The organism is Flavobacterium panici (assembly GCF_024499525.1).
Lineage (GTDB): Bacteria > Bacteroidota > Bacteroidia > Flavobacteriales > Flavobacteriaceae > Flavobacterium > Flavobacterium panici.
The window spans coordinates 785,948-798,545 of the sequence record NZ_CP100437.1; the positions used below are offsets into that span (position 1 = coordinate 785,948).

Annotated in this window: 7 protein-coding genes; 2 read left to right on the forward strand and 5 right to left on the reverse strand. The window is 28.9% G+C overall.

Translation table 11 applies throughout. From position 1 onward, the window contains the following. Nucleotides 1-16: 16 nt before the first annotated feature. Entirely contained in the window at nucleotides 17-1,087 is a 1,071-nt protein-coding gene (locus NLJ00_RS03725; protein ID WP_256636279.1) for a dipeptidase, read from the forward strand. On the opposite strand, the gene NLJ00_RS03730 is transcribed toward NLJ00_RS03725, so the two are convergent. Further along, nucleotides 1,084-1,860 carry a DeoR/GlpR family DNA-binding transcription regulator gene (locus NLJ00_RS03730; RefSeq protein ID WP_053473326.1) on the reverse strand — a complete coding sequence of 259 codons (777 nt, stop codon included), beginning with the start codon at nucleotides 1,858-1,860 and terminating at the stop codon, nucleotides 1,084-1,086. The genes NLJ00_RS03725 and NLJ00_RS03730 overlap by 4 nt on opposite strands. 190 nt (nucleotides 1,861-2,050) lie before the next feature. Between NLJ00_RS03730 and NLJ00_RS03735 the strand changes: the two genes are divergently transcribed. After that, nucleotides 2,051-4,354 (forward strand): family 20 glycosylhydrolase, encoded by a 2,304-nt coding sequence (locus tag NLJ00_RS03735; RefSeq protein ID WP_256636280.1) that lies wholly within the window; start codon nucleotides 2,051-2,053, stop codon nucleotides 4,352-4,354. 39 nt (nucleotides 4,355-4,393) lie between these two features. Here NLJ00_RS03735 and NLJ00_RS03740 read toward each other — a convergent pair whose 3' ends face one another. The 4 genes from NLJ00_RS03740 to NLJ00_RS03755 form a co-directional block, all read right to left on the reverse strand. Continuing rightward, a complete protein-coding gene (locus tag NLJ00_RS03740; protein WP_256636281.1) occupies nucleotides 4,394-9,994 on the reverse strand; it encodes a reverse transcriptase domain-containing protein in 5,601 nt (1,866 codons plus the stop codon). 186 nt (nucleotides 9,995-10,180) lie between these two features. Further along, the gene (locus NLJ00_RS03745) at nucleotides 10,181-10,927 is read right to left on the reverse strand and encodes a hypothetical protein (protein WP_256636282.1); all 747 of its coding nucleotides are present in this window, start codon (nucleotides 10,925-10,927) and stop codon (nucleotides 10,181-10,183) included. A 111-nt stretch (nucleotides 10,928-11,038) separates the two neighbouring features. Then, nucleotides 11,039-11,437, reverse strand: coding sequence for a hypothetical protein (locus NLJ00_RS03750; protein WP_256636283.1), 399 nt, complete (start codon nucleotides 11,435-11,437; stop codon nucleotides 11,039-11,041). Between the two features lie 141 nt (nucleotides 11,438-11,578). Continuing rightward, the gene (locus NLJ00_RS03755; protein ID WP_256636284.1) at nucleotides 11,579-12,595 is read right to left on the reverse strand and encodes a hypothetical protein; all 1,017 of its coding nucleotides are present in this window, start codon (nucleotides 12,593-12,595) and stop codon (nucleotides 11,579-11,581) included. Between the last annotated feature and the right edge of the window lie 3 nt (nucleotides 12,596-12,598).

Here is a 12,598-nt window from a genome sequence, read left to right on the forward strand (position 1 = left end):
ATTTAAGTCAAAATATATGTTTATAATAGACGCCCATTTAGACCTGAGCATGAATGCGATGGAATGGAACCGTGATTTAAGAAATGATGTTCCCACTTTGCGCAGTTTAGAAAAAGGAATGACGGACAAACTTGATCGCGAACGCGCTACAGTTTCGTTTCCTGATTTGCGACGCGGCAATATTGGAATTGTTGTGGCAACGCAGATTGCAAGATTTGTAAAACCGGGCAGTATTATTCCGGGTTGGAATTCTCCTGAACAAGCCTGGGCACAAACGCAAGGGCAATTGACCTGGTACAAAGCCATGGAAGAAGCCGGAGAAATAACACCAATTACAGATAAAAAATCGCTCCAGAAACAACTTGATTTATGGAACGACGGCACTCCAAACGATAAAAAACCTATTGGTTATATTTTGAGTTTAGAAGGCGCTGATTCTATAATTGATATTTCTTATTTAGAAAAAGCATACAATTACGGTTTAAGAGCGATTGGTCCCGCACACTACGGCCCCGGACGTTACGCAAACGGAACAGACGCAACTGGAAAAATGAATCAAAACGGAATTGATTTATTAAAAGAAATGGAGCGTATGAATATTATTCTGGATGCAACGCATTTGTGCGACGATGCTTTTTGGCAGGCTTTAGATCATTATAACGGACCAGTTTGGGCAAGTCATAACAATTGCAGAAGTCTGGTGGATCATAATCGTCAATACAGCGATGAAATGATAAAAGCTTTAATTTCGAGAGGAGCTGTTATTGGAGGCGCTTTAGACGCTTGGATGTTAGTTCCGAATTGGCAGAGAGGTATTTCGATGCCATTAGAAATGAATTGTGATTTAGAAACGGTTTTTAAACACATGGATCATATTTGCCAATTGGCCGGAAACGCAAATCACATTGGTGTAGGTTCAGATTTGGATGGTGCTTTTGGTACAGAACAATCTCCGTATGATTTAAATACGATTGCTGATTTACAAAAATTGGTTCTGATTTTTAAAAACCACGGATATTCTGATGAAGATTTAAATAAAATCTTTCACCAAAACTGGATCAACTTTTTAATGAAGAATTGGGATTAAATAAAAACTAAACTTGGAACTGCCTTCTTATACGATTGTAATTTTTCGTCGCTTGGATCAACTTCCGTCACAACGTAATCAACCTCAGATAAGTTGGCAATTTTCATTTTTAAAACTGTATCTAGTTTTTCAGAAATCGTAAGAATCGCTGTTTTTTCTGAAGCCTGAATCATTGCTTTTTTAACCTGAACCGTTTCCCAGTCAGAATCTGAGAAACCGCCTTCGATATCTAAAGCATTGGTTCCTAATATTAATAAATCAACTTTAATATTAGCCAGCTGATTGTAAACATCGCCGCTCACACACATTTGGCTGTAGGATGAAATGCTGCCGCCAATCATGATAATTTTAACGTTGGGTTTATCTAAAAGTTCAACCGCAGATAAAACGGTAACCGTAAAAATAGTTAAACTTAAATCATTAGGAATTAAACGAATGAATTCGCGAATTGTCGTTCCACCGCCAATTAATAAAACCATTCCGTCATGAAGAAGACCTAATGTTTTTTGCGCAATAATTTGTTTGGATTCGCCCGCATAAGTTTGATTAGAGGAAGAATGGTGATAGGCTTTTGTCATCGCGCCGCCTTTTACTTTAATCAATAAAGATTCTGACTCAAGTTCATTTATATCACGTCTTACAGTATCTTCTGAAACAAATAATTTAGCCGAAAGGGTTTCAAAACTTACACGAGTATGCAAGTTAATCTCTTTTAAAATAAGATTTTTACGTTCTTCTTTAGTGTAATTAACCACTTCATTATCATTATTCATGCAAATTCGTTTTTGTAAGGACAAATGTAAACAATAAATGCAATATTCTTGCGAAACAAATTATAACACAACGTAATTAAAAAGTTAATTACGCTATTTTAAAGACATTTAAACGCCAATACCTTTTGCAAAAAAAATGCAGACTAATTTTACAAACCTTAAATTTGATTCACAAAACAAAAAAGTAACCATGCAAAAAAGTATATTTCTCTTTTTGATTTTCTGTTTTTCTTTCGGAAATGCGCAAAGTACTTCAGATAATATTTCGATTATTCCCGCTCCAAATTTTTATAAATCAACCGGAGACAGCATTCGCATCAACGGAAAAATTAAAATTGTATTTGATAAAAATAAATACAGCGCAAAAGAATTGAAAACAGCGCAGATTTTTGAGTCGGCTATAAACTCGAATACGTCAAATAAAAAAAGCAATATTGAAGTTTTGTTTATTGCCGAAAAACCATCTTCAGCTTCAAAAAAAGAGGTTTATAAAATCAATATTTCTTCCAAAAAAATAACCGTAACCGGAAGTGAAGAAGGATTATTTTATGCTGTTCAGAGTTTATTGCAGCTTTTACCGAATCAACCCAAAAATCAAGAAGTAAAATTACCTTGCGTTTCCATCGAAGACCAGCCCAGATACGACTACCGAGGGCTTCACCTCGATGTTTGCCGTCATTTTTTCTCGGTTGATGTTATAAAAGATTTTATTGCACAAATGTCGTATTATAAATTAAATAATTTCCATTGGCATTTAACCGATGATCAGGGCTGGAGAATTGAGATAAAAAAGTATCCAAAACTGACCGAAGTAGGTTCGAAAAGAGCACAGACTTTAGTGGGCAATAAATTTGAAAGATCTCCCTATTTTTTTGACGGAAATCCGTACGGCGGTTTTTATACTCAGGAAGAAATTAAGGACGTTGTAAAATTTGCCGAAGACCATTATGTAAATATCATTCCCGAAATCGAAATGCCGGGTCATGCAACGGCAGCAGTAACTGCTTATCCAAATTTATCTTGTTTTCCCGATCGAAATTATAAAGTGGTAGAATCATGGGGTGTTTTTGAAGATATTTTTTGTGCCGGAAAAGAGGAAACTTTTACTTTTTTAGAAGATGTTCTAACCGAAGTTATGGCTTTATTTCCGAGTAAATATATTCATATTGGCGGAGACGAATGCCCAAAAGCCAGATGGAAAGAATGTCCAAACTGTCAAAAGAGAATTAAAGACTTAGGTTTAAAAAACGAACATGAATTACAAAGTTACCTCACAACCCGAATCGAGAAATTCTTAAACGCACACGGAAGACAAATTCTGGGCTGGGACGAAATGCTCGAAGGCGGACTTGCTCCAAATGCAGCCGTAATGTCATGGCGAGGCGAATCTGGTGGAATCAGCGCGGCAAGACAAAAGCATTTTGTAATCATGAATCCTGAACAGGTTTTATATTTAGATTATAATCAGGGTTATTCTCCTCAGGAACCTTTAACAATTGGAAGATTAACAACGGTTGAAAAAATATACAAGTATAACCCAACTCCTGTAGACAGTTTAACGGTTGAAGAGCAAAAATATATTATGGGAGTTCAGTCGAATCTTTGGTCTGAATATTTGACAAGTCCGGCGAAATTAAATTATATGATTTATCCGAGAGTTTTTGCTTTAGCAGAAATTGCCTGGACAGAACCTCAGAATAAAAACTACAACAATTTTATTTTGAATAGGATTCCGCATCATTTAGAAAAACTGGAATCGCAAAAAAGAATCTATAAAGTTCCAATTCCTTTTGGAGCCGAAGAAACAGCTTTAATTGGATCAAAATATATTCTGGACTTAAAACCAACCATTAAAAACGGACAGATTTTTTATACCATTGATGGTTATAATCCAGACGAAACAGCTGAACTTTATACTAAACCTGTAACGATAAACATTCCAAAAGGCGAATTCCGAATTATAAAAACGGTTCAGATTAGCCCTAGCAGCAGGAAAAGTTCGATCAGTAAAATATTGGTTAGAAATCCAGAGTTGAAACCAGCTTTAGCAGTAAAGCCAACCAAGAAAGGATTAAAATTCGATTATTATACGGGAACATTATTTCAGCAGGTTCAGGATTTAGAATTGGTAAAACCTGTTAATTCCGGCATTTTTGAAGGCAAAATAAGCAGTGAAACATGGAAATCGAAAATCGAGCGCTATATAGGCTTAAAATTTGACGGATATATCTTTATTCCGGAAACGGCAAATTATACCATTTCGACCCTTTCAGACGACGGATCGAAGCTTTTTATAGATAATGAACTAGTTGTAAACAACGACGGCATTCATTGGCTCAACGAAGCTTATGGAGTTGTTAAACTTGAAAAAGGGTTTCATAAAATCAATATTAGTTATTTTGACCAAATTGGAGGAACAACTTTAACTTTTTTCATTCAGCAGGAAGGAAAAGAAAAACAGGAAATAAGTGATTCGCAATTGTATTACGAGTAAAAAAAAAGCATCAGCCATGGCTGATGCTTTTTTTACATACTATTCCCATTCTTTAATATAATCTAATATCTTTTTGCCCTTTTTGGGCTCTAAAGTGAATAATTGAATGTGTTTTTTTGTTAATGAGCCTAATCTGAAAATTAAATTTACATCATCAATTTCATTTAAAGATTTAGCATAAAATCTTTTAGACTTGCTATTCATTTTAAATAATTTATAAAGCAATTCTACATCATTTAGCAAAGCATCAAATAGTGCTTTTCTTTCTCTGTTAAAAGAAATATTTTTAAACAAATATTCCTCCTGCAAACTTGGTTCTATACAAATAAATTCCAATTCTGAATTTACATTAAATTCTTTAAAAATTATTCTAACCACTTCTTTGAAATTCTCAGTCATTATGGGCGACAAAAAAGATATTTTTTCAAAATTTCTAAAATTAGATTTAAAGATTTCTGATTTTTCTTTATCAATAAAATTATAATATTTTTCTTCGCTAGGAGATTTCTTCTTACCATCAATTTTAGCTAAATAATAAGAATTTAAATCTTCATTGCTAGCAAAATCTTTAAAATAGTAATTCTTGATTGCTTTTTCAAATTGATTTCCTGAAATAAAAATATCTGAAATTATTACTAGTTCTTTTGACTCAACTTTATTTGTACATAATCGATTAAATACTTTTTCAAAATCAAGATTTCGATCTTCACCTAATTTTGCTTTTTCCATTAATCTAAATAATCCATTTTGGTCATTTGGTGCATTTTTAATTAAAAAGTATTCAATATTTGGATTTTTTGATTTAAATTCTTCCAATTTAGTTCGGAAAAATGATATATGATTATTATCCATTGAGATATGTTTTTCTAATATCACTAATATCGATTGATGTAAATTTTCAATAGAATATTTGCCATCCATGTATGTTTCTAATACACTACCTCCTATACTCTTTTCATTAAAGATTGACAACCAATTTACTACTCTCTCTTTAATTTCAAAGTCGTTGTTATATTGAAATCCTAATTTTTTAACTAAACTTATCTTTTCCGAAAATGTTTCAAATGAGTTTAAAGCACTTTTATAATATTTATTTTCAGGGAATAATTTACCTAAATTAGAATCTGAAAGATTTAATTCTAAAATTTCTTTATGTAATTCTTTTCTTTCATTTATTCTTTTATAGGCATACAAAATTTCATTCTCCGGATGGTATAGAAAAATATTCTTATCTAATCTATATGAAAATATTTTTTCCTTCTTTAAAATAGTTTCAATTTCTTCTATTTTTTTTATTTCAAATTCTCTTTTAAAATCACTAAACAAATAAATATTAATTTCTTCATTTATTTCATTATCATTAATCACCAAAGTAAAATTATTTGTACCATTAATCCTATTTCTAGTAGACTTAACATCAATATTTATTAATTCGAAATATTTTAAGTCAATAAATAATTTCTCTGATTCTATTGAATAAAACAATTGAGGTATATATGAATCCAATAACTCTATAAAATCAATTCGATTAATCGATACTTCTGATTGGAATATATTAATTGAACTTTTTATAGTTTTAAAAAACTCATATAAATTATTATCTTTTAATTCTATCTTATCGTTTATTGAGAAAAATATGTCAATATTTTCTTTTTCTTTTGTAAACAAATCAAAATGTACTTTTAAAAAATTAATATAATCTTGATTGTTATTTTTAAGTTTTTTAATAAATTCATAAACTACACAACTCCAATAATACTGAAATTCGAATATCGAAATGTTTGCATCTTTATCTAAATAAGAAATAAATAGTTTTAAAAACTCTATTTTATCATTAATTGAATTTACAATAAGCTTAGAATCTGGAAAGAACCTCGTATTTAATTCAAGTATATTAAAATTAAAATCATTATGGTCAGAAGTCAATTTTATATCATTAGGTGTGTGAAATTTTTCAGTGAATAAATAATGTAAATTTTCCCAATATTGCTCTAAAGTATTACTAACTATCTTTCCTTTAAAATCAATTACTTCATCAAAATCTGAATAAAAAGGAATTACAGGATGAAAATTCACATCAAAGGCAGGGTAATAAAAAACTGGATGATTTGTTTTATACTTTTCAGCGAACAACTTATGCTCTAAAATTATATTATTTATATTTTGTAAAACTGCTAACAAAGAGTTGTCCCGTAATTTTTCACTCAAGCAGGAAATTTCAAACTCATATTCGACCTCTTTATTATTGTCTTTTTGTATAATATTTAAATAATCATACTTTAGAAAATCTATATCCTTATTTACACTTTTTATGAAAAATTTATTGGATTTCTTCAACACTATCAATCCATTTAGAGCAATATTTTTTAAACAAATATTTATATCATGTACATGAGGAAATAAATCAACGCTTGAATCATTAACCCATTTTAAAAACAATGAATCTTCATCTTCTTCAATTGCGGATAATACTTTCTTAAATTCAACTAAATTATTATCTTTTTTCCCCTTAGAAAACAATATCATAAGTAAAACTTCCTTATAAGATTCAAGAAAATTATTCTGACATTGAATCTCACTAAGTTTTGATCCATTTTTATCACTTAATATTAACAAGTAACTACCATTACTAAAATCTTCGAAATCAAACGTTAAAATTTTTGTTACCCAACTAAATTGATGTTTATCATCACTCATTTTACCTGTTTTTGTCGATTGTTTCAACAAGAAGCTCCATGATTCCTCAAGATTAACACTGTTTTCAGATTTAAAAAACAATGTTAGGAAACAAAGGCAATGATAAAATGACTTAAGAAAATCATTATTTTCAATTTGATAGTCTTCAGTTTTCCATTCTGTAAATCTTAAAAAAGAATAATCAGAAAGCTTATTAAGAAATTCAATTTCATAAGTGTTATCGTATATTATTCTCTCTAATTCTTTTAAAAATTCATCTTTATCAACTAGCTCTGACAATTTATTATACATAATACTCCATAATTTAATAGTGTATTTCATATTAGGAGTTTCAAGCGCTGAGTACATAATTTCACTAGCATAATCTGGAGTTATATTTAAATTACATTTCACGCAAATAGAAGCTATTAGTAACTTATCTGCATCTGAAATATTTTCTTTTTTTACACAGTTTTCTATTAGATTGTTTATCGACGACAAATTTTCGTTCAATAAATCTTCATTTAATAAAATAGTATTCAAGTAATGAGTAAATGACAACCCATTAATCTCATCAATTTTATTAGCCAAGTTCCAAAAAACATCATTAAAGTTTGCTATTAAATCAGCATAGAAAATCATATATAATGTACCTCTCCCGTCAATTGAAAAAGGAAGTTTTTTTGAAAGTTTAGCCCTTATAAAATCAAGCCTTTTATCTCCCTTAAACTGATTATAAAAGAATCTTAAATTATCTTTTAATCCAAATTTGGAATCATCAGTTAAAGCATCTAAGCTTGAAATTGCATTTTGAATCTCTTCTTCAGATAAAACATTTTTATTTTTATTTGCATAATTAATATCATATTTTACATTGTCTTTATATCTATGATATTCGTGAGATTCGGCATATTCCCTAACATTTCTTATTACAGTTTTATTAGAGTTTAATTCCAAATTATTAATTGTTAACCAATCTTTTATTTTTTCATATAAATCAAATGCACGTTCCTTTGATTCGACAAAAATGAAAATATCATCTACAAAACGATTATAAAACTCTCTTCTCTGATCAACAATAAAAGTTTTTTCAATTAAATTATCTAATCCATTTAAATACAACTCAGCTAAATATCTTGCATAAGCAGGTCCTTGTGGTAATCCAATTCCATTATTTATTGTATTTATTGATAAATCAATCAGATAATTTACGATGTGTTTATACTTCAATTTATCTTCATCTGATAAATCGTTCAGTTTCTCTCTTATATTAGATGGAGATTCTTCATAAAGTTTAATTTTGAGCCGTTTTAAATCTATTTTATCATAAAAACTTTTTATATCTAACTTTATGACATAGAAATCTTCGTACTCTTCACTAAACAATACCTTTTCAATTTCTTTTGAAAATTTAGCCCAATTTGCAAACCAATTATTAAAAATGTTGTTCTGATACAAACTACCAGAAAATTGATAACCATAAGAATTATTAGAAATTTCAGTATAATAAAAAGTGTTTAAAATAAAAGTGAAATAAGTAGAAATAAAATTATTTAATGGATCAAGATTATATAAAGTTCTTACTTTATTTATTTCATTTCTTTTAAAACTATATGACTCAGAAATTATGGAATTATTGCCATCATATATGTTATTTATAACTTTTTGTACTTCATTCAAGGTTAAATTTGATGACTTTCTTAATTGAGGATATAAGGGAACCTCGTCATTTTTTAATGAATATTGGTAAATTGAATTTTTAAGTTTTTCAAATAAATTCTCATCAATTAATTTAATCGAATACGACGGTTTATCTACTAAATCAACACTATCAATAAGCTGAATTGGAGAAATTAAATTACAATTGTTACAAGAACTGCACTTTCCAAAATTGCTGCAAGTAATTGGTTGAAAATATTTTAAATTTTGAAGATTTCTTTCAGTGATTTCGGAATTAAAGTTTTGAATATTTGAAAATAATTCCATTAATATTTTAAATCCAAAATCGCTATCTTCATTCGTCTTTAATTGACCTAATAAACCAACCAAAATAGCTCGTTCTTTTCCACCGAGTCCTTTCTCATAGTCATATAAAATCTTATAAAGATGCTCACATTTCCTTAAGTCTTCAAGTATTTTTTCTAAACTTATATCTTTAGGTAAGAATGAATTTATTTTTTTTGTTCTTAAAAAGTTTTCTGTAGTTTTTTGTCCCCCTATTGAAATATTATATTCATCAATAAAAGGCTGAACTTCCTCTAAACTCACACTTTTTAACGAACTTAAAATATCTAACTGATTTTCAAGAAACTTATCATTTGGTTTTGATAACCATTTATCTTGATCGAACTCAAAAGAAGTATTCTTTTCAAGAAAAAAAGAGAGTTTATTATTTCCTTTATTTTGAGATAATGGCAACTTAATGCCAAAACCAACTCCTTTTGTTTTAGGGTTTACAAAGGCGGTTTTAGGAAATTTATCAGCTATTATAATTTCATTAAATTTCGCTTTTACTTTTGAAACAATAAAATTTATAAATCTAAAACCACTTTCTTTAGAAATTAACTTTTCAAAGACAACCCAAATATGAAAACCTCTTCTTCCTGAAAATTCTAGTAAATATGGTACATTAATCGAATCCAGAAACACACATACTTCATCAGCAGCAGCTTTTACAAGCTTAAGGTTTTCATAATTAACTTCGTTTTTATCTATTTCTTTTTTCTGAATATCTAAGTCAATACATATCCATTTAATCAAAGCATTACCAACGATATGTAATTCTTGATAAGTTAGTAGACTTTTCTGTTTCTTAAGCATATCCTCAATAGTAACAGGAGAAATTTTTTCCTTTACTAATTTGTAACTACCATCCTTTTGTTGTCTGCCGTATTTTTTATCATCCACATAAAATACTTCAAATAACTTATTTGATAATTCTAAATAAATATCCTCTTGATTCATTTATATAAAGACATATTTTTAATAATCAAATGTAATATTATTATTTCTATTTTCTTACTCTACTAATCAATGAGCAATATAATTTGACTCATAATAATCTAAAAAGCAAAATTGATAAAAAAACGCATTCAAATTAATGAATGCGTTTTTGCTTTATATTCTCTATTTATTAATTATTCACTTTTTTTATTTCAAAACATCAAAAGCAACATCATAACTTTTCCCTTCAAAAACTTCTTTCATTTCAAGTTTTCCAGTATTTAAACCACTTATTTCAAACTCTACTTCCTCATCTTTATCCAAAACCCATTCTGGAGATTTTATTTGGGTGATTATTATTTTAGTTTCGCTGGCATCCTGCCATTGCCATTTACCAAATTCTAAGTAACTTCCTTTTTCTTGAGATGTAATACTAAAATTCGTAAAACAAGTTCCGGCTTTAGAAAAATTTACTAAACTAACCGTATCTATAATAGTTTCTTTTTTGGTGAATTTCCAGGTATTATCGCATAACAAATCTGTTTTGAGCGTACTGGTAAACTCAGCTGCTTTAGTAACTTTTAGCTGATAAGTATACGTATCAGATCCTTCGTATTTAATTGAAAACGTAATATTATCAGGATCACTATCATCCACTTTCATGGAACCGAAATTAGAAAGCAATAAAACATCTGTATCTAAAACTTCATAAGTACCAGAAACAATAATTTCGGCGTTCTTTTTTGAAGTTTTACTGGTTTCGTTTTTTATGATGATATAGTTTCCGTTTGTATCAAACTCAACCGATTCAAATTCTGTTGAATTTTGCACGATCCATTTTTTATTGATACTTTCTTTTTGAACATTTTCTTTTTCTATATTATTTTCCTGAGAGCAGGAAAACAAACTAATTAAGACTAATAAAGAAACTATTATTCGGATGTTTTTGTACATTTTTTAATCTATTATAATAAGATCAAATTTATCGCCTCTTATTTAAACCTGCATCACTATTTCTAATGATTTAATAATTTAAAATCTCTTCCAAGTAAAATGTTTTATCTGCTAAAATTTCTGGATTATAATTCTTAGCACTTTTATTAAGATGGAAACAAATATTAAAAAAGGCAAAAAATAACCGGGAAGTAAAAGGATTATCCAGCCGTCTCCGTTATGAGGTTTTCCATAATGTCCGCAAATAAAAATCAACACTGCCCAAAAAAGAAATTGAACTATTGACAACAAAAACCAATGCAGTAAAAACTGCCAGTAATGATCTATAAAAAATGAAATCAAAAAACTTATAATAATGCTTCGGGCAAACACATAAGAGCCATATTCTATTACAAAAGATTCTGAAAAGCCGCCAATAAAAAACAGCAGCAAAAACAAAATACAAGTAAACAGTAATTGATAATACAAATAATTATCATTGGTAAAAAAAGGCATATTGATCGTAAACATATTTGTTCTTTTTACTGCTTAAGAACAGTTGTTATATGGAATCAAATTTATTTTGAACGCTTTAATTACACATCACTATTTATAATGAAATAAAAAAACGCATTCAAATTAATGAATGCGTTCTTCTTTTATTTTAAAAAACTATTTACCGCTAACGGCTTTGCTAATTTTTTCAAAGTCATTATCCTTTAAATTATAACTTGCTACTCCATAAAAATAATATACCGGATCTCCTGTTTTAGCATTTACAACCTGCAAATATTTATTTGCATTCATGCTTACATATCTTAAATAATAAATCTCTTCATTGTTTAAAATCTTCTTTTCTAAATCCTCATCTTTTATAAATTCATACTTATATTTATAATCTTCTAAAAGTTCTTTAAGATCTTTTTCGTCTCTCTCTTTTTCTGATATTCTCCAAGGGCTAAACTCCAGTTTATAAGCTTCCGGAATATACAGTGTATTATCTTTTAGATTTTTAATTTCGGGAGTAACAAAATCGTCATAAAGTCCGATGTTTTCTCCTTTAGTAAGCATTTTATTTATTAGCTGAAAATAGTTTTTCAGCATTCCTAAATTGGTATTTGTGAAAGATTTTTCGGTATACATTCTATCATAAAGAAGACCTGCTTTTTCATCTGATCTTGCTACCATTGCATCTGCCAAAAATTTAGAATTAACAGAAAGCGGGGCTCTTGCAACAAAAGATAAATTTTCATTAAAAAGACTTTTCAGTTTTCTGCTATACTTTTTATCATCAGATTTTAGCTTTGCAAAACCTTTCTCAAATTTTTCCTGATCTAAAAGCTGTATTCCAAAATTAGTATGAACATAAACAGTACCTTTTCCTGTTACTCTTATATCTCCAAAAAGCTCTGCAAATGAATAGGCATCGTCAGCATAACCTGTTATATTAAAATCTTTAAACTCAACTAATTTGTAAGGCGTTACAGTCCAGACTTCTTTTAAAATTTTTTCGTAATCTTCTTTTTGATTTATTTGAGGCAGTACAAAAATGGTAGTTGTTGCCTTAAATTTTTCTAATTCTCCTTTTTCAAATTTTTCGTTTGCTCCTCTATCAGACGGAGAAACCGAAACCTGAGAATAGTTTTTAACACTGAAAACCAGCATTACAAATAGTAAAATTCTTTTCATTAA

What these genes read in the sequence shown, in the direction of transcription:
- NLJ00_RS03755 (WP_256636284.1), bottom strand. Translation starts at nt 12,595, where the DNA reads ATGAAAAGAATTTTACTATTTGTAATGCTGGTTTTCAGTGTTAAAAAC.
- NLJ00_RS03725 (WP_256636279.1), top strand. Translation starts at nt 17, where the DNA reads ATGTTTATAATAGACGCCCATTTAGACCTGAGCATGAATGCGATGGAA.
- NLJ00_RS03735 (WP_256636280.1), top strand. Translation starts at nt 2,051, where the DNA reads ATGCAAAAAAGTATATTTCTCTTTTTGATTTTCTGTTTTTCTTTCGGA.
- NLJ00_RS03740 (WP_256636281.1), bottom strand. Translation starts at nt 9,994, where the DNA reads ATGAATCAAGAGGATATTTATTTAGAATTATCAAATAAGTTATTTGAA.
- NLJ00_RS03750 (WP_256636283.1), bottom strand. Translation starts at nt 11,437, where the DNA reads ATGTTTACGATCAATATGCCTTTTTTTACCAATGATAATTATTTGTAT.
- NLJ00_RS03745 (WP_256636282.1), bottom strand. Translation starts at nt 10,927, where the DNA reads ATGTACAAAAACATCCGAATAATAGTTTCTTTATTAGTCTTAATTAGT.
- NLJ00_RS03730 (WP_053473326.1), bottom strand. Translation starts at nt 1,860, where the DNA reads ATGAATAATGATAATGAAGTGGTTAATTACACTAAAGAAGAACGTAAA.